The sequence below is a fragment of the Planomonospora sp. ID67723 genome, from assembly GCF_015711605.1.
GTDB lineage: Bacteria > Actinomycetota > Actinomycetes > Streptosporangiales > Streptosporangiaceae > Planomonospora_A.
This window is the reverse complement of record NZ_JABTEZ010000001.1, coordinates 245,954-267,917: the sequence shown is the minus strand read 5'-3', so window position 1 is coordinate 267,917 and position 21,964 is coordinate 245,954. Positions and strand designations below refer to the sequence as shown.

Here is a 21,964-nt window from a genome sequence, read left to right as displayed (position 1 = left end):
TGGTGGATTGTGGTCTGCCAGGACTCCTTAACAGCGATGAGGGTCGGTAAGTTAACCGGTCACTTCGGCTGTTGTTGGGAGTCACCCCGTGGACCTGCTCGGCGAAGACGAGATCCGCCGCTTCCTCACGGAACGGATCGCCACCCGTTGCCGCCTTCCCCTCTCCGGCGTCGACCCGGACCGGCCCCTGGAGGAGTTCGGGCTCTCCTCCCGGGACGCGGTGGCCGTCGCCGGAGAGCTGGAGGCCCTGCTGGGCAGGGAGCTGGGGCCCACGCTGGTCTGGGAGTACCCCACGATCAACCGTCTGGCCCGGGGACTCGCCTCGTCCCCGGCCCCCGCTCCGCGGGCCGTACGGCCGGCCGGCCCGGACGAGCCGATCGCGGTGATCGGGGTCGGCTGCCGCCTGCCCGGATCCGTGCACGGGCCCGAGGAGTTCTGGCGGCTCCTCATGGCGGGGGGAGACGCGGTCGGGCAGGTGCCCGAGGGGCGGTGGGAGGCCTTCGACGACGGCTCCCCGCACACGGCCGAGGCGCTGGCGGGCGCCACGAGGCACGGCGGCTTCCTCGACGACGTGGCGGGGTTCGACGCCGACTTCTTCGGGATCGTCCCCGGCGAGGCCGAGACCATGGACCCGCAGCAGCGGCTGCTGCTGGAGACGGCCTGGGAGGCGCTGGAGCACGCCGGGGTCGCGCCCCGCTCGCTGCGCGGGAGCCGTACCGGGACGTTCGTCGGCATCTCCGGCAACGAGTACGCCTACCTGACCACCGCGGACCTCACCGGCGTGGACGCCTGGACGGCGACGGGGGCGGCGTTCAGCATCGCGGCGAACCGGCTCTCGTACGTGCTCGACCTGCGCGGGCCGAGCATGTCGGTGGACACCGCCTGCTCGTCGTCCCTGGTCGCCACGGATCTGGCGGTCCGCAGCCTGCGGTCGGGGGAGAGCGACCTGGCGCTGGCGGCCGGGGTCAACCTGCTGCTCTCGCCGGTGGTGACGATCGCGTTCGACCGGGGCGGGGGAACCGCGCCCGACGGGCGGTGCAAGGCGTTCGACGCCTCCGCCGACGGGATGGTCCGGGCCGAGGGCTGCGGCGTCGTGGTGCTCAAGCGGCTGTCGGACGCGCGGCGCGACGGGGACCGGGTGCTCGCGGTGGTCCGCGCCACCGCGGTCAACCAGGACGGCCGCTCCAACGGCCTGGTCGCGCCCAACCCGGAGGCGCAGGAGGAACTGCTGCGCGCGGCCTACGCCGGGCTGGAGCCGCCGGACTACATCGAGGCCCACGGCACCGGCACCTTCCTCGGCGATCCCATCGAGGCCCGGGCGATCGACGCCGCGCTGCCCCCCGGGCACCGGGTGCTGCTCGGCTCGGCCAAGAGCAACCTCGGCCACCTGGAGGCCGCCGCCGGGATCACCGGCCTGATCAAAACCGTGCTCGCGCTCCACCACGGGGTGATCCCGCCGAGCATCCACTTCCACGAGCCCAACCCGCACATCCCCTGGGAGCGGCTGGAGGTCGTCACCGCCCCCACGCCGTGGCCGGGCGCGCGGGCGCGGGCCGGCGTCTCCTCCTTCGGATTCGGCGGCACCAACGCCCACGTCGTCCTCGACCGCGCCACGCACGACGCGGCCGGTGGCGGGACGGAGCCCGCGCCCCGGGACGGCGCCCGGGTGTTCCTGCTGACGGACGTGTCGGCGGAGCGGGTGCGGGCCCACGCCGGGGTGCTGGCGGACTGGGCCGGGGACGGCGCGCCACGGGTCGGGGCGGCGCAGGGCGGGACGGGCCTGGACGGGACGGCGCTGGAGGACGTCGCGCACACGCTCGCGCGGCGGGCCGGGCGGGGGCGGGTCGGGGCCGCGGTGGTGGCCCGGGACGCCGGGGAACTGGCCGCCGGGCTACGCGCCGTGCACGAAGGGAGGGCCGAGACCGGTCTGGCCGTCGCGGGCGGACCGGGCCCGGTCTGGGTGTTCTCCGGGTACGGCTCGCAGTGGGCGGGGATGGGCGCGCGGCTCTACGCGCAGGAGCCCGTCTTCGCCGCCGCGATCGACGAGCTGGACCCGATGTTCCTGGCCGAGGCGGAGATCCCGCTGCGCGAGATCGTCGCCGGGGGCCGCGACGCCGGAGGCGTGGTCACGGCCCAGCCGGTGGTCTTCGCGGTGCAGGTGGCGCTCGCCCGGCTCTGGACGGCCCGCGGCGTACGGCCCGCGGCGGTGATCGGCCACTCGATGGGCGAGGTCGCGGCGGCCGTGGTGGCGGGCGGGATCGGCCTGGCGGACGCGGTCCGGGTGATCTGCCGCCGGGCCCGGCTGCTGGGCACCCTGGGCGGCGGCGGGGCCATGGCCGTGCTGGAGGTGGCCGCCGAAGAGGTCCCGGAGGACCTGCACGTCGCCGTCCACGCCTCGCCGAGGCAGTGCGTCGTCACCGGGGACCCCGGCCGGGTCGCGGCGTTCGCGGCGGAGGTGGAGGCGCGCGGCCTGCTCGCCCGGACGCTGACCGCCGAGGGCGCCGGACATTCGCCGCAGGTCAAGCCGCTCCTGCCGAAGCTCCGCGAGGCGCTCGCCGAGATCGCGGGCGGCAAGCCCGACATCCCCTTCTACTCGACCGTGTTCGACGACCCCCGGGAGGTCCCCACCTTCGAGCCCGCCTACTGGGCCGCCGGGGTGCGCCGCCCGGTCCGGCTGATGGCCGCGGTCCAGGCCGCCGCCGAGGACGGGCACGGCGTCTTCACCGAGATCAGCCCCCATCCGGTCCTGGCCGCCCCGCTCCGCGACACCCTGCCGCGCGGCACGGTCGTCACCCACTCCCTGCGCCGGGGCCACGACGAGGAGTTCGCCGTCCAGCTCGCCGCGGTCGCGGTCGCGCTGCCCTCCCCGGCCCTCGCCGCGGCGGGCGCGATCGTCGACGTGCCGGCGGCCCCGTGGCGGTACGAGCGCCACTGGGTCCGCTCCTCCCGCCGCTCCATGCTCCCGCCCGGCACCCACCCGCTGCTCGGCACGCACGTCGAGAGCCCCGCGGGGCACGTGTGGAGCACGACCGTCGAGGACCTCTCGGACGCCCCCTGGCGGCTGGACCCCGCGACCTGGCGGCTGCACGGCCTGCCGGTGCTGCCGCTCGCCGCGGTGGCCGCGCTCGCCCAGGCGGCGGCGGCCGAGGTGTACGGCGGGGCCGAGCTGACCGACGTCACCCTGGACGCGCTGCTGCCGCTGCCCGCCACGGTCACCACCACCCTGACCTCGTCCGGCGGTGTCGAGATCGACGCCGTGAACGCCGCGGGGATCTGGGTCCGGTACGGCACCGCGACCGTCGCCGTCGACTCGCCCCCGGCCTCCGCGGTCCCGGCCCCCGCGGAGCTGGCCGCCCGGCTGGCGGCCTTCTCCCCGGCCGGCCGGCCGGAGGTCCCGGTCGAGGTCGAGCACCTGGCCGCGGACGGTGCCCCCACGGGCGTGCTGACCCGGCGGATCCCGGCGGCGGAGGTGCCGGTCCCCCTGGCGGGCAAACTCGTGCGGCGCGTGTGGACCACGGATTCCGGGGCCGGGACGCCGGACGGCCGGGACACCGGTGGCGGCTCAGCGGACGCCACGGGTGTCGATCTCGCTCAAGGTGGGAATGGACCAGGTCGGCGCTCGGCTCGCGGCTGGCTGATCGTGGCTGGTGAGGGGGATCCGCGAGCCGAGCTTCTCACCACCGGGCTCGCCTCCGCCGGGCACGCCGTCCGGCGCGCGGCCCTGCCCCGGCTGCCCGCGTTCCGCGCCGAGCCCTCCCTGGTCCCGGCCCAGCGCCCGGCACCCGCCGACGGCCCGGTCCAGGCCCCGGAGCCCGTCAGAGGCGTCGGAGGCGTCGGAGGCATCGGGGACGTCAGGGATCTCGGGGAGGCCGGGGAGGTCGTGGTCCTGGTCCCGGGCGGGCTGCACCCGGCCGGGGCGGAGGAGCTCCTCCTCGCCGTCACCCGCGTCGTCCGCGACCTCGCCGGGACCGGGACGCGCCTGCGACTGGTCACCGAGCGGGCGCAGGCCGTACGGGAGGGGGAGCGGGGCGATCCCGGAGCCGCCGCCCTGCGCGGGCTGGTCCGCGTGCTGGCCTTCGAGCACCCCGGCCTGCGGGCCCGCCTGGCCGACGTCGACGGCCCCGAGGCGCTCCTCGCCGAGCTGGCCGACGACCGCCCGGACGACGAGGTCGCCTGGCGCGGCGGCGTCCGGCACACCGCCCGCCTCACGGTCCAGTCCCCGCCCGCGCGGCGGCCGGGCAGGCCGGTCGTACGGCGCGGCGGGGGATACCTGATCACCGGTGGGTACGGCGGGCTGGGACTGGTGGTCGCCCGCTGGCTGGCCGAGCGGGGAGCCGGGCGGATCGTGCTCGGCGGGCGCTCCGGGCCCTCCCCCGAGGGAGCCGCGACCATCGAGAGGCTGCGCGTGCTCGGCACGGACATCCGGGTGGTGACCGGGGACCTGGCCGAGCCGGGGACGGCCGCCCGGCTGGTGGCGGCGGTCACCGAGGGCGGCCTGCGGCTGCGCGGGGTCGTGCACGCGGCCGGCGCGCTGGACGACCGGCTGGTCGCCGAGGTCGGGGCCGAGGACCTGCGCCGGGTCTGGGCGGCCAAGGTCCACGGCGGCCTGGCGCTGCACGAGGCGACCCGGGACTCCGGCCCCGACTGGTGGGTGGCCTTCTCGTCCGCCGCGGCACTGCTCGGCTCGCCGGGGCAGGCGGCCTACGCGGCGGCGAACGCCTGGCTGGACGCGCTCTGCGACCTGCGCCGGGCGGAGGGCCTGCCCGCCACGACGATCAACTGGGGTACCTGGGCCGAGGTCGGAGGCGCGAGCCAGGCGGTGCTGCCCGCGGTCACGCCGATCACCCCCGGAGAGGGCGTGGAGGCACTGGAGGCCCTGCTGGGCGGGGGCGCGGCCGCGGCGGGCGTGGCCCGGCTGGACGCGGCCGCGGCGGCGGCGGCCTTCCCGGGCATCGCGCGCATGCCGTACTTCGCGGAGCTCGCGGAGCTCGCGGGCGCCGGAGCCGGTGCCGCCGGCGCCTCGGGGTGGGCCGGGGCCGGGGCGCTGGGCGCGATGGACCCGGACGAGGCGCTGGCGGCGATCACGGCCAAGATCAGGGAGCGGACCGCCGCGGTGCTGGGGTTCGAGGAGGCCTGGCTGCGGGAGGACACGGTGCTGACCGAGGCGGGGCTCGACTCGCTGGCGGCGACCCGGCTGCGCGGGACGGTCGAGCACGACTTCGGGGTGAGCCTGGCGGCCGCGCTCCTGCTCCAGGGCGCGACCCTCGGCGACGTGGCCGCGGCCGTGGCGGCCGGGCTGGGCGTCCGGGGAACGGCCGCCCGGGTCCGGCCGGTGGGGCCGAGGGACGCGGCGGAGCGCCAGGTCGTGGCCGCGCTGGCGCGGGTGCTGGGCCGCGAGCCCGGGATCGACGAGGAGATCCCCGCGGACGTGCTGCCGATCGTGCTCGGCGTGCTCGGCAGGGAGGCCGGCCGGGAACCGGCCGCCGAGGGCGTGCTGACCGGGGCGCGGCTCGCCGACCTGGTCCGGGCGATCGACGAGGAGGAGGCGGCCCGGGGCGTCGTCCGCCCGCTCACCGAGGCGGCCCGCGCCTACCTGGCCGGGGGAGGCGGGACGCGGACGCCGCTGTTCCTGGGGCATCCGGCCGGGGGGACGACGGGGGTGTACACGCTGCTGGCGGGGGCGCTGGGCGCGGAGCGGGTGGTGTTCGGGCTGGAGCGGCTGGAGGAGGTCGGGGGACTCGGGACCGAGCTGGGGGTGGTGGAGCGCGCGGCCCGGTACGTGGAGGAGATCAGAAGGGTGCAGCCGGCGGGCCCCTACCGGCTGGGAGGATGGTCGTTCGGCGGGATCCTCGCCTTCGAGATCGCACGGCAGCTCGGGGCGGAGAACGTCGAGCTGGTCGCGATGATCGACTCCGGGCTGCCGGACGAGAGGGACGCCGCGGAGCGGGTGGAGATCACCGCCCGCAGGTACGCGGACTTCGCGGCCTACCTGCGCGAGACCTACGGGGTGGAGGTCGAGCTCGGCTACGACGAGCTCGCGGCTCTGGACGAGGCCGGGCAGCTCGCGCTCGCCGGGGCGCGCATCGCCGAGTCGGGGGTGCTGGACCTGCTGGGCGAGGCGATCCTGCGCCACCAGATCACCTCGCACGAGGACACCCGCGCCCTGGAGGGGTACCGGGCGGGGGCCTACGAGGGCCGCGTGGTGCTCTACCGCTCCACGGACCCGACCCCGTGGGCGGTCGAGGACGCCCGCTACACCCACGCCGACGACCCCACCAGAGGGTTCGGCCCCTACAGGCCGGGCCTGGAGATCGTCACGGTCCCCGGCTCGCATCATCTCAACCTGCTCGACCCGCCCCACGTGGAAGTCATCGCCGCTCACCTTGGAGGCCAGCTATGACCCTCGCCCAGGCCGTCATCGACGGTGCCGACCCCGAAGAGCTCGCCCGCCTGGAGGTTCCGACGACCTTCCGGGCGGCCCACACCCGCAAGGGAGAGGTCGGCATGTTCGGCCGCGTCCCGCACGGCGTCGACGGCGTGGACAAGGACATCACCCGCTCCGTCCACGTCGGCGAGGTGCCGATGCCGGAGCTCGCCCCCGACGAGGTGCTGATCGCCGTCATGGCCAGCGCCATCAACTTCAACACCGTGTGGACGGCCATGTTCGAGCCGATCCCCACCTTCGCCTTCCTGGAGCGGTTCGGCCGCACCGATCCCCGGCACGACCAGGACTTCCACGTCCTCGGTTCGGACGCCTCCGGAGTGGTCGTCCGCATGGGTGCGGCGGTGCGGCACTGGAAGATCGGCGACCGGGTCGTCACCTCGCCCGCCTACGTCGACGAGCAGGACCCGATCACCCATTCCGACTCCATGCTCGGCGCGGACCTGCGCGCCTGGGGGTTCGAGACCAACTACGGCGGGCTGGCCGAGTTCGCCGTGGTCAAGGCCACCCAGCTGCTCCCCAAGCCCAGGCACCTGAGCTGGGAGGAGGCGGCCTGCAACATGCTGTGCGCCTCCACCGCCTACCGGATGCTGGTCAGCGGGAACGGCTCCCGGATGAAGCAGGGCGACGTGGTGCTGCTCTGGGGCGCGACCGGCGGGCTCGGCGCGTACGGCGTGCAACTGGTCAAGAACGGCGGCGGCATCCCGGTCGGCGTGGTCAGCTCCGAGCAGAAGGCGGACCTGCTGCGCCGGATGGGCTGCGAGCACATCGTCGACCGCTCGCAGTTCGAGCACCTCGACGACGAGAAGGCCTGGCGGGCCTTCGGCGCCGAGGTCCGCCGCCAGGTGGGCGAGGACCCGCACATCGTCTTCGAGCACACCGGCAAGGACACCTTCGGCGCCTCCGTCTACGTCGCCAGGCGCGGCGGCTCGGTCGTCACCTGCGGCTCCTCCAGCGGGTACGCGCACGCCTACGACAACCGGCACCTGTGGATGAAGCTCAAGAGCATCATCGGCTCGCACGGCGCGAACTACCAGGAGTGCCACGAGGTCAACCGGCTGCTCTCGCTGGGCATGCTGCAGCCCACCCTCTCGACGGTCTACCCGCTGGCGCGGACCGGCGAGGCGGCCCGCGCCGTGCAGCGCAACGAGCACGTCGGCAAGGTCGGCGTGCTGGGCCTGGCCCCCGCCGAGGACCTCGGGATCGAGGACCACGCGCTGCGCGAGCGCATCGGCGAGGACCGGATCAGGCTGTTCCGGAGCTGACGGAGGCGGTCGGCGAGGAGGGACCGGGGACCCGGGCGCGCGGGACCCGGTCCGGGCGCGGGCGTCGCGGGGGCCGGCGGGCCAGAGGACGGGGGTTCAAGAGAGCGCGAGGCCGGTGGACCGCCGGGCGCGCAGCACGATCTCCAGCTCGAACCGGATGTCGGGATCGGCCAGCTGGTCGCCGTAGAGCTCCTCCAGCTGCCGGAGCCGGTAGCGCACGGTCTGCGGGTGCACGTGCAACCGGGCGGCGACCTCCCCGGCTCCCCGGCCGTGCCGCAACCACGCCAGCAGCGTCTCGGCCAGGCGGTCCTGCTGGCTGGGGCGCAGATGGGACAGGGGCGCGAGCCGTACCTCGGCGAGGGCGTTGACCAGGTTCTCGTCCTTGAACACGATCAGCGTGGCCATGTGGTCGGAGCAGCGCACCAGGCCCCGGTCCTCGGTGAGCACGCCGCGCCGGTTGAGCTCCAGCGCCTCGCGGGCCCAGCGCAGCGAGGTCGCGGCGGCGGAGAGCGGTACGGCGGGGCCGACCGCGGCCTTCCAGCCGCGCAGCCCGGTCTCCAGCGTCTGCGCCTGCCCGGGACCGCTGGGGTCGGGAACGATCAGGCAGGGGCTGGGCCGGTCGAGGCCGACGAGCACGTCCGGTGGGAGCGACGGGGGGCGGTAGCCGCCCGTGTGCTCGTCCAGCGCGACCCCGGCGACGGTCTTGGGCAGCCGCCACCCGGCCGCCTTGGCCAGGTCCGCGATGGCGTCGGGGGAGGCCGGCGAGTGGCTGAGCAGCAGGTCCATCAGCCGGTGGCGGCGGCGCTCCATCTCCCCCGCCGCGCGGGCCCTGGCCTCGTCGAAGCCCTCGGCGGCGGCGTCGGCGAGCTGGTCGAGGTAGACGAAGATGGCCTCACCCAGGTCGTACAGGTGCTGCGGGGTGAGGCCGAGCCGTTCGGACTGCTCGGTCAGCCGCCGCCAGGCCACCCGGGCGCCGAGCCGCATCGCGGTCTGCAGCGGGTCGAGGTTGCGGCCCTCGTTGGCCTCCCCGCGCCCGATCGTGCGGAACACCTCCGGGTCGAGGGGGCGGTTGGGGGTCTCGATCCGGTCCACGAACTGGCGCAGCGCCTCGTCCACGGCCAGCCGTACGGCCTTGACGTAGATCTCGTCGGACGGACGGGAGTACTCCGGGATCCGCTGCGTGATCTCCTCGATCACCTGGTCGGCCACCGCGGAGAGGCCGGGCCGGAGCAGTTTGGCGACGTCCGACGGAGTCGACCGCCACAGCCGCTGGTCGGAGAGATCCTGAGACCTTCCCTTGCGGGGGCCGAAGCCGGTGGTCGCGACCCGGGTGTGTTCCTTCGTCCGCATAGACCCTCCCGTCGGAGCGCGCCTCATGTTCTGACGTGTCAACACTTTGAGCTAGTAGCAAACGCTTGTTCTTGTCTCAAAGGCAACACCTGGTGCGCCCGGCAGGAGGTATTGAGACCTATCCGAGATAAGCGGCGAACTCCTCCAGCGAGATGAGGCCGTCGCCGTCCTTGTCCATCCGGGAGATCGCCGCCGACGCGGCCTCAAGAGTGATCGGCTGGCCGAGCACCTCCATCAGGCGGGTCATCTCGGCGGCCGAGATCAGGCCGTCGTCGTCGGCGTCAACGATCTTGAAGGTCGTCGCGTAGTCGTTCGGCACGGGTGCATCCGCCTTCCGGTGCAGGAAAAGAGACGAGCAGCACATTAGCCGGAGAACGGTGAGAGGTGGGGCTTCACGTCGCGACCATATGTCCAGCAGTATCGACATATATCAGTGCTTTTGTGAAGCCCCGCTTCTCCTGCCGGCTCACCGTTCCGGAAGCGCCCGTCTCCCGGCGGTCCGCAGCTCCGGAACCTCCCGCCGGGTCGGCGCCGCGGAACCCCTGCCGGGCACCGGGCCGCCGTCAGACGACCGCCCCGGAGCCCTCGCGCTTGCGCGTGACGCGCTGCTTGGGCTGCGGCGGCGCGCCGGGGTTGCGCTGCTCGAACACGATCGCCAGCGGCGCGGCCACGAACGCCGAGGAGAGCGTGCCGACGACGATGCCGATCAGCAGCGCCACGGCGAAGTCGGTCAGCGAGGCGCCGCCGAGCACGGCCAGCGCGGCGAGGATGAACAGCGCGCCCAGACCCGTGTTCACGGTGCGCGGCACGGTCTGCAGGACCGCGGCGTTCGCGACGTTCGCGAACGTCTCCTTCGGCCGTGCCCCCCACAGCTCGCGGACCCGGTCGAAGACCACCACCTTGTCGTTGACCGAGTAACCGATCACGGTGAGCATCGAGGCGAGGAAGACCCCGTCGATCGGCTTGCCCATCCACGCGAAAGCGCCGATCACGACCGAGGCGTCGGCGGCCAGGGTCAGCACGGCCGCCAGACCGAAGGTCCAGCGGAACCGGAAGGCGAGGTAGAGCAACTGGGCGGCCAGCGCGACGGCCAGCGCGATCAGCGCGTTGCGGCGCAGTTCGTCGCCGAGGCTCGGGCCGATGAGCTCGTCGCGGACCTTGGAGACCTGCCCGGCCTCGCGCTCCAGCGCCGCCTCGATCCGGTTCACCTCGGCGTTGCCGATCTGGCCCGCCCGCACGGAGATGCCCGAACCGCCGGGACCCGAGGCCTGCACCACGGCGCTGGGGAACCCGGCGTCACTGACCAGCTCCCGGGCCGCGTCGGCGGTGATCGGCTGCGTCGTCGCGTACTCGACGACCCGGCCGCCGGTGAACTCCACGCCGAAGTTCAGCCCGCGCAGCGCGACCCCGGCCAGGGAGACGGCCACCAGGACGCCGGTGAGCACGAGGTAGGCCGTACGGCGGCGCATGACGTCGGGAGCGTGCTCGTTGAGCCACCTGCGGACCCGCCCGATGTCGGACAGGCCGGTGACCCGCGGCCGGGCCGACACCGCCCGCCGGTTCACCGCCCACTGGGCCAGGACGCGGGTGACGACCATCGCGGTGACCAGCGAGGCGATCACGCCGATGGAGAGGGTCACGCCGAAGCCGCGGACCGGGCCGGAGGCCAGGAAGAACAGCAGCCCGGCGGCGAGCAGGGTGGTGATGTTGGAGTCGGCGACCGCGCTCCAGGCGTTGCGGAAGCCCTTCTCCAGGGCCTGCCGGAGCTTCGTCCCCCCGCCGGCGGCCACGGCGTCCCGGGAGCCCTTCGGGTCGCCCGTCCGGGAGCCCTTCGCCCCGCCGGTCGAGCCGGATCCGGAGGCCGCGCCCGGCGCGGCCCCGGTGCCCCGGTCGGCTGCGTACTCCTCCCGGGCGCGTTCGAAGACCAGCACGTTGGCGTCGACGGCCATGCCGATCGCGAGCACGAAGCCCGCCAGGCCGGGCAGCGTGAGCGTGGCGTCCAGCGCCACCAGCGTCGCGTAGGAGATGAGCGCGTAACTGGCCAGCGCGAAGGCGGCGATGAGGCCCACCAGCCGGTAGATGACGATGATGAACAGCGCGGTCAGCGCGACGCCGATGACGCCGGCCTGGGCGCTGGCCGAGATCGCGGCGGCGCCGAGGGTCGGGCCGACGGTCCGCTGCTCGATGACCTCGACGGGCACCGGCAGCGAGCCGCCCTTGATCAGCACGGCCAGGTTCTGGGCCTCCGCGGAGGTGAAGGAGCCGGTGATCTGGGTGGAGCTGCCGGGCAGGCCCACGTTGCAGGCGATGCCCTCGTTGACCTGCGGGGAGATGATGACCTTCTCGTCGAGCACGATGGCGACCCGGCGCTTGGGATCGCCCGGCTGGTTGCAGGCCGCATCACCGGTCAGCTCCGCCCACGCCTCGCGGCCCCGGTCGCGGAAGTCGACGGTGACGAACCAGCCGGTGCCCGACTGGGGGTCGAGCCCGGCCTCGGCGCCGCTGACGCCGTCGCCGGTCAGCCGGGCCGGGCCGATGAGCAGCATGCCGCCGTCCTCGTCGGCGATGACCCGCTCACCCTGCTTGGGCCTGGTGTTCTGGTCGGCCAGCGCGAGGACCTGGTGGAAGGTCAGCTGGGCGGTCTTGCCGATGACCTCGGCCGCCTTGGTGGGGTCCAGCACGCCGGGCAGCTCGACGATGATCCGCCGCTCGCCCGAGCGGGACATCGGCGCGTCCGCCACACCCAGCGCGTCGACCCGGCGGCGGAGCACCTCCAGGGTGCGGTCGGTGGTCTCGGAGTCGGCCTTGACGGTCGGGGAGTCCCTGGTCTCCAGCACGATCTGGGTGCCGCCGCGCAGGTCGAGACCGAGGCGCGGGGTCATGGTCAGCGCTATGTAGAGCGAGGTCGCGATGACGGCGAACGCCGCTATCGCACGTACCACGGGGGCACGCGACATTGAAGCCTCCACGGGCTTGAAGGGATGTTCGCGGGGACGGCGAAGCTCCCGGAGCGGGTCCGGGTGCCTCAGGCGCCCGTGGAGGGAGGGGCCCGGCCCGGCCTGACCAGCAGGGCCGCGAGGGGGCGGGGGCCGTCGTCGCGCGCGGGGCCCGTGCCGGAGCCGGCCGGCGGGGGCAGGTGCCGGCTGCCGGGCGGGACGGCCGCGACGGGGTGTCCTCCGCCGGAGCCGCCGGTCCCGGCGAGGCCCGGGGCGAAGAGGTGGAACCGGTCCCCGGCGTGGGCCTGGCGGGAGAACGGGTGGTGCTCGCCGGACGCCTTGGCGACCGACGGGGCGTGCAGCAGGGCCGAGGCGGCGCCCGGCCCGAGGCCGCCGGAGACGAGCAGCGGGAGCAGCAGGGCGAGCAGCCAGCCGAAGGGCGCGCCGCGCCTCGGCTGCCGCATGGTGCCCTCCGGTGGGTCGTCGGTCACCCCTGGGTGATTCCTCCCACCCTAGCCGGAGGCGGATTCGCCCACCGGAACACACGCTGTTCCCCCTGCCCATGTCCTCATAAACCTCCCGCGGGCGGGTAGTGCGGACCCATGCGACTGACCAACACCGCCGATCTGTGGTGGAAGAACGCCGTCATCTACTGCCTGGACGTCGAGACCTACAAAGACGGCAACGGCGACGGCATCGGCGACTTCCGGGGCCTGACCCAGCAGGTCGACCACCTGGACAGGCTCGGGGTGACGTGCATCTGGCTGATGCCGTTCTTCCCCACTCCCGACCGCGACGACGGCTACGACATCACCGACTTCTACTCGGTCGACCCCCGCCTGGGCACCCTGGGCGACTTCGTGGAGTTCATGCGGACCGCCAGGGACCGGGGTATCCGGGTCATCGCCGACCTGGTGGTCAACCACACCTCCGACGAGCATCCCTGGTTCAAGGAGTCCCGCTCCAGCCGGGACTCGCCCAAGCGCGACTGGTACGTCTGGAAGGACGAGCCGGAACCCGACGATCCCAAGGCCATCGTCTTCCCCGACAAGGAGGACAGCCTCTGGGAGTTCGACGAGGGAACCGGCCAGTACTACCTGCACAGCTTCTACCGGTTCCAGCCGGACCTGAACACGGGCAACCCCGAGGTCCGTGACGAGATCGCGCGCATCCTCGGGTTCTGGATGGAGCTGGGCCTGTCCGGTTTCCGGGTGGACGCGGTGCCGTTCCTCCTGGACGGCGTCGGCGGTGATCCGCACGAGTTCCTCGCCGACCTGCGGGCCTTCCTGAACAGGCGGGACGGCAGCGCGATCCTGCTGGGCGAGGTCAACCTGCCCTACCCGGACCTGATGAAGTACTTCGGCAACGGCAACGGTGACCAGGTCACCATGTGCTTCGACTTCATCGGCATGCAGCGCTTCCACCTGTCGATGGCCCGGCAGAACCCGCGGGCGCTCGCCGAGGCCCTGCGCGAGCGGCCCCGGCCGCCCAAGGACTCGCAGTGGGCCAGCTTCGTCCGCAACCACGACGAGCTGACCCTGGACAAGCTGACCGACTCCGAGCGCCAGGAGGTTTTCGACGCATTCGGCCCGGACAAGGACATGCAGCTGTTCGGGCGCGGTCTGCGCCGTCGCCTGCCGCCGATGCTGGGCGGCGACCTGAGCAGGCTCAAGCTGGCCTACAGCGTGATGTTCTCCCTTCCGGGCACGCCGGTGCTCTTCTACGGCGAGGAGATCGGTCTCGGCGAGAACCTGGAGGCCGAGGGCCGGATGGCGGTGCGGGTCCCCATGCAGTGGGCGCCGAGCGGCGGCTTCTCCGAGGACCCGAAGGTCTCCGTCCCCAGTCCCGCCGGCGAGTACGGCCCGCGCAACGTCAACGTGGACTCCCAGCGCCGCGACCCCGACTCGCTGCTGCGCTGGGTGACGATGCTGATCGAGCGCTACCGGGAGTCGCCCGAGCTGGCCTGGGGCGACTACGAGGTGCTGGACGCCGGTGACGAGGCCGTACTGGCCCACCGGGCCGACGCCGAGGGCGGGACCGTGCTGGCCGTGCACAACTTCGCCGACCGCGAGGCGCAGGTGGAGCTCTACCTCTGCGGAATCGACGACTCGCAGGTCCTGGTCGATCTGCTGGTCGACGGGACGCAGGACGTGCCGCCGGACGGGCGCGTGCGCTTCACCATCGGCCCGTACGGTTGCCGCTGGTTCCGGGTGGCCAAGCCCGACGAACTCCCGGAGGACGCCTCGGCCAAGGGGTCCTGACGCTTCCCCGGTCCGATCCCTTGCGAAGCTAACGCTGTTAGCCTACTGTTGTGGCTAACAGCGTTAGCCCGTGGAGGAAGTCATGCTCGCCTGGATCCTGATCGCCGTCGCCGTCCTGGTCGCCGTGCCCGTCGCCGCCTTCCTCTGGACCCTGGCCCGCCCGCACAGGATCCGCACCGAGGCCGAGATCGAGGCCCCGCCCGAGAAGGTGTGGCGGGTGCTGACCGACTTCGCCGCCTACCCGGAGTGGAACCCGTTCATCGTGAGCGCGGAGGGCGAGCCGCGCGTCGGCGCGAAGCTCACCAACAAGCTCTCCAGCGACGGGAACGTCATGACCTTCTCCCCGACGGTCCTGGCCGCGACCCCGGAGCGGGAGCTGCGCTGGATCGGCCGGTTCGGCATTCCGGGGATCGTGGACGGCGAGCACTATTTCCTGATCGAGGACCTCGGCGGCGGCCGGAGCCGGCTCGTCCAGGGCGAGACCTTCACCGGTGCGCTCGTCCCGTTCGCCGGGAAGGTCCTGGACGTGGCGGGCAACTTCGCCGCGATGAACGCGGCGCTGAAGGTCCGTGCGGAGAAGACGGCCTGATGAGCGGTCGGCCGGAACTGAGTCCCCTCACCCCCCGCGCGGCGCAGATCGCCTCGGCGGCGCGGGAGCTGCTGGAGGAGGAGGGCCGCGACGCCCTCACCATGCGGGCGCTGGCCGACCGGCTCGGCATCCGGGCGCCCTCGCTGTACAAGCACTTCCCCGACAAGGCCGCCGTCGAGGCCGCCCTGATCGAGCAGGGCCTGGCCGAGATGGGCGCCGTCCTCCACGCGGCGCTGGAGGGCACGGCGCCCTCCGAGGCGGCGGACGGGACCGGGGCGATCGGGGCCGTGCTGCGGGCCTACCGGGCGGCGGCGCTCGCCCGTCCCCGCCTCTACCGGCTGACGACCTCGGGGCCGCTGGCCCGCGAGCGCCTCGCCCCCGGGCTGGAGGAGTGGTCGGGCACCCCGTTCTTCCTCGCCGCGGGCGAGCCGTACCTCGCGCAGGCCCTGTGGTCCTTCGCCCACGGCATGGTGATCCTGGAGCTCGACGGCCGCTATCCCGACGGCTCCGACCTGGACCGCACCTGGGCCGAGGGGGCGCGGGCCTTCGCCGCCCGCCGCACCTGAGGGTCTCCCGCGCTCCCGGGGCTCTCCGGAGCACGCGACCCTTTGAGCTGCCGATTCCCTTAACCCCATATGCTACGGGCCGATACTTTTGTCGACTCAGTTCGTCTCAGAGAAAGAAGTGCGCCGTGTACAAGGAGTTCGCGATCGAGGCCGTCGTGTGGCTGATCCCCGTCGTCGTGCTGCTCGCCCTCGCCTGGATGATCACCGCGACCGCCTGACCACGACGCGCACCAGGGGTCCCGGGCCCGGCCTGCCCGCCCCGCTGCCGCGTCCGGAGCGACTGCGGCAGCAGGGCGCGGAGGGCGAGTTGATCCAGGGTGGCGGAGGCCGGAGAGGGCCCCAGCGTGCCGGGGAGCGCCCAGCTCGCCACCACTCCCGCGACCGTCGCCGTGACGACCGCCGGCAGGACGGTCCAGCAGCGGAGGGGGAAGGCGAACCGCAGGCGGTGAGCGGGTGCGGCGGCCGGGGCGGTGGTGATCTCGTCGAACAGCTCCCGGGCGCCCGGTGCAGCCGGAGCCGTACGGCCCCGCGCGAGCAGCCCAGTACGGTCGCGATCTCCGCGCTGTCCAGACCCTTCCAGCTCACCAGGGACAGCAGTTCCCGGTCGTCGGGGCCGAGCCGCCGGAACGCCTCGCGGACTCCGCCGGGGTCGTCTTCGACACCGCGCCCGGCGGATTCCCCGGCCCACACGGCGAGCTCCGTTCGGAGCCGCACGGCGAGCTCGGTCCGGCGGGTCTCGGCCCGGCGGTCGTTGGCCAGCACGCGCCGGGCCACGCCGTACAGCCACAACCGGGCGTCGTGCCCCTCGGGGACGTCGTCCAGGCGGCGCCAGGCCGTGGTGAACGTCTCGGCGAGCGCGTCGGCGGCGTCGTCGGGAGAGTCGGTGCGCCGTCGCACGTAGGCGAGCAGATCCGGATAGTGCACGGTGTAGATCTCCTCGAAGCGCCGCTTGGGATCAGGGGAACCCACGCGGCTTCCTTCCGCCAGGGATGTGATCACCTGGTACTTGTCCGGTAACGGCGCTCTGTTTCTTGCCCTTTCAGATTTTTTCGGGAAACGGAGGGGAAGGTCACTCCGCCGCGTACATCGAAAGGATGACGCCGGTCCGGCACCGCCGCAGGATGGCGATCACCCGGCGGCGCGGGATGATCGCAACCATGGTGAGAACCGATGTGCCGAGGACTTCTTATGCCGTCGTGACGGCCGCTGGGCTGGCGGTCTTCCTCCTTGCCTACCTCTGGCTCGCGGTGACCGGGAACGCCGAGGTCACCGCCTCTGCCGACCCCGGCGCGGCCAAGGCCTCCCTCTGGGCGGCGGCGCTGCCCGCCCTCGCCGCGATGGCGCTCGCCCGTCTGGTCCCGCCGGGCCGGGCCGTACCCGGACCGCTGGCCGGCCTGCCGAGACGGCGGGTCGCCCGGGAGAGCCGTGCGCTCGTGGCGGCGGCGGTCGCGTTCCCGATCGTGATCATCATCCAGCCGGGGGACCTGTGGTACCCCCTGATCAAGGTGCTGCTCCTGCTGGCCGTACCCCTGGCGGCCTTCCGGCTGCTGCGCGACGGCGGGCCGGCCGCCCGCGCGATCCCGGCCCCCGTCGTCTGGCTGGCCCCGCTCCCCGCGATGGCGGCGTGGTTCCTGCTGGCGAAGGTCAGCCCGCTCGCGCCGCCGCTGACCCAGGAACTGCCCGACCCCGTCACGCTCGCGGTGATATCGCTGATCACACTGCTGACCGCGAGCGTGCTGGAGGAGATCTTCTACCGGGGATGGTTGCAGACCCGTCTGGAGACGCTGTACGGCCGCTGGCCCGCCATCCTCGCCTCCTCCCTGTTGTTCGCCGCGATGCACGTCAGCCACCTGGAAGGGGACCTCGGCCCGGGGCTCGCCTCGATGGTGGCCTTCCAGGGCGTGTTCGGCCTGATGCAGGGATACCTGTGGTCGCGCTACCGCAACATCTGGGCGGTCATCGCGATCCACGTCGCGGTCAACCTCGTCTACATCGACATGCTCTTCCAGGGGAGCTGAGGAGCGGCCGCCGCGGAGCGGAGCGGGCTTCCACGCCGCCTCAGGGCAGCTTCGACCAGTACCCCGGGGCGTGGTCGTCCTTGGGGACCCACAGCATCGGCTGGCGTTCGGCCAGGCCCGGCACGGCGTCCCTGTCCCAGGGGAACCGCCCCCGCGCGTCCGGCCAGACGATCTCCATGAAGGGGAGCGGCGGACGGCGGTAGAAGTACAGGGCCGTGCCGAACAGCGACCGGTACCAGCTCTGGTGGACCTCCCGGACGGCGACCGGGTAGTCCTTGATGACGTCGTGGCGCTCCTGTCCGGCGGCCACCGCGTGCCCGGCCGCGATCTCGGCTCCCAGCGTGTTGAGGCAGTCGCGCATCACCTCGACGCGCAGGCCGAGCATGGCGATCTCCGGTGACCGGAGCGTGTGCCAGAGCCCGACGGTGAACGCCCACCCCGGCCCGTCCTCGTCCTCCGGGATCATGACGACCCCCCACCCCTGCTCCCGGACGCTCCGCATCAGGCGCAGGTCGACGTCGTCGGGCGTCACGTCGTGCTCCTCGCAGAGGAGGCAGTGGCAGGCAGACTGGTCGGACATACTTCGAGCGTAGTGGTGCTTTTGTCACTAGATGTCCAAGCTTCAGGTGTCACTGCCACTGCAGCGGTCGCAGACCGTCAGGCCCACGCGCCTGCGGCCGCGGCCCGGGCGGCGTAGTCCTCGAAAGCGGCCGGCTCGCGGCCGAGCACCCGCCGCACCCCGTCGGCGACCCCGGCCAGGTGCCCGGCCCGGTGCACCTCGAACAACGCCCCGAGCGCCCGGGCGGCGGCCTCCGGATACCCCTCGGCGAGCAGTTCCCCGCGATACTCTCCCGGGGTCAGCTCCACGTACTCGATCGTCCGGCCCGCCGCCCGCGCGATCGTCTCGGCCGCCTCCTCGAAGGTCAGCCCGCGCGGCCCCGACAGCTCGTACACCCGCCCGGCGTGCCCGTCCTCCGTCAGCAGGACCGCCGCGACCTCGGCCACGTCCTCGACGTCGACGAACGGCTCCGGCACGTCCCCGATCGGCAGGGCGAGGCGGCCGGCCCGCAGCGGCTCCCGCCAGAGGTCCTCGTCGAAGTTCTGGTCGAAGTTGTTCGGCTGGATGATCGTCCACTCCACGCCGGATTCGCGCACGGCCCGCTCCGCGGCGACCATGCCCTGGCCGAAGTCGTCGCCCACGTGCTCGATGCCCCGCCCGGACAGCGCCACGAACCGGCGCACGCCCGAGGCCGTCGCCTGCTTGACGAAGTCGTGGACGGGCGCGGGGTCGTCCGGGGCGACGAGGTACACCGCCGAGGAGCCCTCCAGCGCGGTGGCCCAGGTGTCCGGCCGGTACCAGTCGAACCGCACCTCACCCGAGCGGGACGCCGCCCGCACGGTCCGGCCCGCCTCCCGGAGCCGCCTTGCCACCCGCCGCCCGGTCTTGCCGGTGGCGCCCAGTACGAGGACCTGATCCCCATGTGTCGTCATGACATGGAGTCAACCGGCCGGCACCGGGACCGGGCCATGGCCGTCCGTACGGCGTGCATGCGCGATCGTCCGTCCGGGGCGTCCGTACGGCGTGCGGGCCGTACGGCGGGCATATCTTGACGGTCATGGACCCCTTCGACGATCTGCTCCGGGGCGTGCGCGCCGACGGCGCCGTCTTCGGCCGGTCGGTGCTGTCGCCGCCGTGGGCGCTGCGCTTCACCGACGGCGCATCCATGACGCTGTGCGTGCCGCTGCGCGGGGAGGGAGGATGGATCATCCCCCCGGGAGACGGCGGCCGGCCGCACGCCGTACGGCTGGGCGAGGTGGCGATCGTGCGCGGGCCCGAGCCGTTCGTGTTCGCCGACGAGCCCGGCGCCGCCGCGCGGCCGCATCCGCCGCTCGACGTGCGCTGCGGCGGCGTGGTGAAGGCCGGGCCGCGCACCGCCGGGACCGGGGACGGCCGCCGGGGAGAGCCGGGCGGGCCGGGGGAGCTGGAGGGCCGCACGGTGATGATGGCCGGGGCGTACCACGTCCGGGGCGAGGCACCCAGGCGGCTGCTGCGGGTGCTGCCGCCGGTGCTCGTCGTGGCGGACCACCACGACTGCGGGCCGCTGCGCGACTACTTCGAGGCGCAGCTCGCCGGGGAGCGGCCGGGCCGGCAGATCGTGCTGGACCGTCTGCTGGACTGGTTGCTGGTCTGCACGCTTCGGGAATGGTTCGACCGGCCCGAGTCCGTCCCGCCCGCCTGGTACCGCGCGCTCGGCGACGACGTGGCGGGACCGGCGCTGCGCGCCATGCACGAGGCGCCGGACCGGCCGTGGACGCTCACCTCCCTGGCCGCGGAGGCGGGGGTCTCCCGCACCACGCTGGCCAAGCGCTTCACCGAGCTGGTGGGCGAGTCCCCGCTGGCGTACCTGACGGAGTGGCGGATGGCGCTCGCCGCCGACCTGCTCGCCGAACCGGCCACGACGGTCACCTCGGTGGCCCGCCGGGTCGGCTACGCCGACGCGTTCGGTTTCAGCACGGCCTTCAAGCGGATCCGGGGGATGAGCCCCAGCGCGTACCGCAAGGAGGTCTCGGCCGTCGGCGCGTAGCAGGCTCCGCCGGGGCCGGGATCTAGCGGCGTCCGTCCAGCGACTCCCTGATCAGTTCCAGGATCCCGCGGTCGAGATCGCGTGAGGAGCCGGAGCTCTCCCAGCGGTAACGGCGGTCGTCCTCGTCTCCGCCGCTTTCGCAGTTGCGGCCGTCGACGACCAGGTGCGTGCCGTCGGACCGCTGTGAACTCGTGTCCACGCACCGAGCGCTCTCCTGGTCGGAGGACGGGGAGGAGAAGCGCATCCCCCGCAGGGAGACTCCCAGCACGGCGGCCATGACGGTGAACAGGAGCACCAGCAGGAGGACGCGGACCCAGCGGTTCATCGGGGGACGAGGTGGTGGCGGCGGGTCCTCGGCGGGGTCGCGGAGTCTCCTGGGAACGAAGGGCTCGTCCTCGGCCCCGCCCTGGGATGCGGTCATGGATCCTCCTTCAGACACCGCAGGGGAGCGGTGGCCCTCCCCGGCAGGGTTCTCAGCCTGGTACCGATCACTTGGGGATCACTTGTCTCCGGCAGGAACGCTCCTTCCAGCCCGCTCGAAGGAAGCCGGTCACATACTGCGAACAGCCCCGCCGTCGGGCGCGGCGGCGCGGAGGAGGGGCACGGAGGAGGGGCATGGTGGTGGCCGAGCCGTCGTCGATCACCTCCACGGGGGCCAGGCCGTTCGCGGCCCGGCGGTCCAACGTGACGATCCGCGTCCTGCCGTACAGCGTTGGAGCGCACGCCGGGCTGGAAGGGGCGTTCATCCTGTTGTCTTTTCCCGAGGAAGCCGATCCTGACGTGGCCTATGTGCAGGGCGCGGCAGGTGACATATATGTCGAGAGCTCGGATCAGGTGGATCGCTATACGCTGGCGTACGCCCACATCTGGGACGTGGCTCTGGCCCCGGAGGACTCCACGGGGTTGATCACCAAGGCCAGGGAGCGTCTGTCTCATGACTGATCTGTCGAGCGCCGTCTGGCGCAGGAGCAGCCTGAGCGGCAGCGGCAACCACTGCGTCGAGGTGGCCGACAACCTCCCCGGCATCGTCGCCGTCCGCGACAGCAAGGACCCTGGCGGCCCGGTTCTGACGTTCTCCCCGGACCAGTGGCGGGCCTTCACCGGCGGCATCAGGAACGGCGAGTTCGACGAGGACCGTGTCGGAGAGGCTTGATGGGATCGTGCGTTTGATCCGGTTGGTCGTCGATCGATTAAGCGACTCGAAAGTATGGGGAACCCGCGGTCACAGCCGTCGTGTCCGTACCTGTTCGGAGATCCGAATCGCGGCCTCGCCAGGATCATCGTGCTCCCACACGCGGACGACCAGCCAATCCGCCTCTCTGAGCAGTCTGTCGGTCTCGGCGTCCCGCTCGCGGTTGCGAGTGACCTTCTCGGCCCAGTAGCCGGCATGGTTGCTGCCTTGGTGTGGTGTTCAGGGCACCCGTGCCAGAAGCAGTCGTCGAGGAAGGCCGCGACCTTGGCCTTAGCGAACATCAGGTCGGCCGTGCGACGGATCTTCGGAAGCGGCCGAACCGACACCCGGTAGCGGAGACCGAGCGCGTGCACCGCGCGCCGTAGGGCGAATTCGGGCTTGGTGTCCCGCCCTGTGCCCGTCCGCATGCTTTTTCGCACAGACCTCAATGAGATGGCCGGAATCGCTCCAGAAGCCGCACGCTGGGCTAGTTAGAGTGTGACCAGCGAGATGTACAGGTTAACAATGAGCGCGCTATCCATGGGTAATGTCTCCTACCTGCTGTGATTTTAGAAGGAGTTCTCTTTGATCGAAAATAAGAGTAGACGCGTCAAGTATGAAAGTTACCGGCAAGTAGGATTTTCCAAAATGGCCAAAACTCGTTGCGAAGGATCTGGCGGATTCGCAATTCATTTGCGCGACGCTATCCAGCATAAAAAATTGATCATCGTCGACAACTAATTTTCGTGCCACTTGGTTGGTATGCAGGGTCGCCCATCGT

The 21,964-nt window shown here is 72.9% G+C and carries 17 protein-coding genes and 1 pseudogene; 9 read left to right on the top strand and 9 right to left on the bottom strand.

Annotated elements, in window-relative coordinates; translation table 11 throughout:
• Positions 1-88 precede the first annotated feature (88 nt).
• Positions 89-6,400: a type I polyketide synthase gene (locus tag HS041_RS01240; RefSeq protein ID WP_196438676.1), complete on the top strand. Its 6,312-nt coding sequence runs from the start codon at positions 89-91 to the stop codon at positions 6,398-6,400.
• Positions 6,397-7,707 (top strand): crotonyl-CoA carboxylase/reductase, encoded by a 1,311-nt coding sequence (gene ccrA / locus HS041_RS01235; protein ID WP_196438675.1) that lies wholly within the window; start codon positions 6,397-6,399, stop codon positions 7,705-7,707. Before HS041_RS01240 ends, ccrA begins: the two co-directional genes overlap by 4 nt.
• A 96-nt stretch (positions 7,708-7,803) precedes the next feature.
• Here ccrA and HS041_RS01230 read toward each other — a convergent pair whose 3' ends face one another.
• From HS041_RS01230 to HS041_RS01215, 4 genes are all read right to left on the bottom strand, one after another.
• On the bottom strand, positions 7,804-9,057 hold the full coding sequence (locus HS041_RS01230; protein WP_196438674.1) for a PucR family transcriptional regulator: 1,254 nt from the start codon (positions 9,055-9,057) through the stop codon (positions 7,804-7,806).
• Positions 9,058-9,175: 118 nt separating this feature from the next.
• Positions 9,176-9,421 carry an EF-hand domain-containing protein gene (locus HS041_RS01225; RefSeq protein ID WP_196440712.1) on the bottom strand — a complete coding sequence of 82 codons (246 nt, stop codon included), beginning with the start codon at positions 9,419-9,421 and terminating at the stop codon, positions 9,176-9,178.
• Between the two features lie 199 nt (positions 9,422-9,620).
• On the bottom strand, positions 9,621-12,014 hold the full coding sequence (secD, locus tag HS041_RS01220; RefSeq protein WP_196438673.1) for a protein translocase subunit SecD: 2,394 nt from the start codon (positions 12,012-12,014) through the stop codon (positions 9,621-9,623).
• Positions 12,015-12,082: 68 nt separating this feature from the next.
• Positions 12,083-12,484, bottom strand: a complete 402-nt coding sequence (locus HS041_RS01215) for a hypothetical protein (RefSeq protein ID WP_196438672.1) — start codon at positions 12,482-12,484, stop codon at positions 12,083-12,085.
• Between the two features lie 111 nt (positions 12,485-12,595).
• Between HS041_RS01215 and HS041_RS01210 the strand changes: the two genes are divergently transcribed.
• The 3 genes from HS041_RS01210 (at position 12,596) to HS041_RS01200 (ending at position 15,409) form a co-directional block, all read left to right on the top strand.
• A complete protein-coding gene (locus HS041_RS01210) occupies positions 12,596-14,254 on the top strand; it encodes an alpha-amylase family protein (RefSeq protein ID WP_196438671.1) in 1,659 nt (552 codons plus the stop codon).
• A gap of 82 nt (positions 14,255-14,336) precedes the next feature.
• On the top strand, positions 14,337-14,843 hold the full coding sequence (locus HS041_RS01205) for an SRPBCC domain-containing protein (RefSeq protein WP_196438670.1): 507 nt from the start codon (positions 14,337-14,339) through the stop codon (positions 14,841-14,843).
• On the top strand, positions 14,843-15,409 hold the full coding sequence (locus HS041_RS01200; protein WP_196438669.1) for a TetR/AcrR family transcriptional regulator: 567 nt from the start codon (positions 14,843-14,845) through the stop codon (positions 15,407-15,409). The genes HS041_RS01205 and HS041_RS01200 overlap by 1 nt, the downstream gene beginning before the upstream one ends.
• 201 nt (positions 15,410-15,610) lie before the next feature.
• Here HS041_RS01200 and HS041_RS37985 read toward each other — a convergent pair whose 3' ends face one another.
• The gene (locus tag HS041_RS37985) at positions 15,611-16,378 is read right to left on the bottom strand and encodes an RNA polymerase sigma factor (RefSeq protein WP_307845122.1); all 768 of its coding nucleotides are present in this window, start codon (positions 16,376-16,378) and stop codon (positions 15,611-15,613) included.
• 188 nt (positions 16,379-16,566) lie between these two features.
• On the opposite strand from HS041_RS37985, the gene HS041_RS01190 reads away from it, so the two are divergent.
• Positions 16,567-17,427 carry a CPBP family intramembrane glutamic endopeptidase gene (locus tag HS041_RS01190; RefSeq protein ID WP_196438668.1) on the top strand — a complete coding sequence of 287 codons (861 nt, stop codon included), beginning with the start codon at positions 16,567-16,569 and terminating at the stop codon, positions 17,425-17,427.
• A 40-nt stretch (positions 17,428-17,467) separates the two neighbouring features.
• Here HS041_RS01190 and HS041_RS01185 read toward each other — a convergent pair whose 3' ends face one another.
• Both HS041_RS01185 and HS041_RS01180 read right to left on the bottom strand, forming a co-directional pair.
• Positions 17,468-18,007, bottom strand: a complete 540-nt coding sequence (locus tag HS041_RS01185) for a DUF4262 domain-containing protein (protein ID WP_196438667.1) — start codon at positions 18,005-18,007, stop codon at positions 17,468-17,470.
• 77 nt (positions 18,008-18,084) lie between these two features.
• Positions 18,085-18,918, bottom strand: coding sequence for an NAD(P)H-binding protein (locus HS041_RS01180; RefSeq protein WP_196438666.1), 834 nt, complete (start codon positions 18,916-18,918; stop codon positions 18,085-18,087).
• Between the two features lie 125 nt (positions 18,919-19,043).
• Between HS041_RS01180 and HS041_RS01175 the strand changes: the two genes are divergently transcribed.
• On the top strand, positions 19,044-20,012 hold the full coding sequence (locus HS041_RS01175; protein WP_196438665.1) for an AraC family transcriptional regulator: 969 nt from the start codon (positions 19,044-19,046) through the stop codon (positions 20,010-20,012).
• Between the two features lie 22 nt (positions 20,013-20,034).
• Here HS041_RS01175 and HS041_RS01170 read toward each other — a convergent pair whose 3' ends face one another.
• Positions 20,035-20,433, bottom strand: coding sequence for a hypothetical protein (locus tag HS041_RS01170; RefSeq protein ID WP_196438664.1), 399 nt, complete (start codon positions 20,431-20,433; stop codon positions 20,035-20,037).
• Positions 20,434-20,627: 194 nt separating this feature from the next.
• On the opposite strand from HS041_RS01170, the gene HS041_RS01165 reads away from it, so the two are divergent.
• Positions 20,628-20,954 carry a Scr1 family TA system antitoxin-like transcriptional regulator gene (locus HS041_RS01165; protein WP_196438663.1) on the top strand — a complete coding sequence of 109 codons (327 nt, stop codon included), beginning with the start codon at positions 20,628-20,630 and terminating at the stop codon, positions 20,952-20,954.
• A complete protein-coding gene (locus tag HS041_RS01160; RefSeq protein ID WP_196438662.1) occupies positions 20,947-21,165 on the top strand; it encodes a DUF397 domain-containing protein in 219 nt (72 codons plus the stop codon). The genes HS041_RS01165 and HS041_RS01160 overlap by 8 nt, the downstream gene beginning before the upstream one ends.
• 326 nt (positions 21,166-21,491) lie before the next feature.
• On the opposite strand, the pseudogene HS041_RS39875 reads toward HS041_RS01160, so the two are convergent.
• Positions 21,492-21,611, bottom strand: a pseudogene (locus HS041_RS39875) (very short patch repair endonuclease); the annotation flags it as partial.
• Positions 21,612-21,964 lie beyond the last annotated feature (353 nt).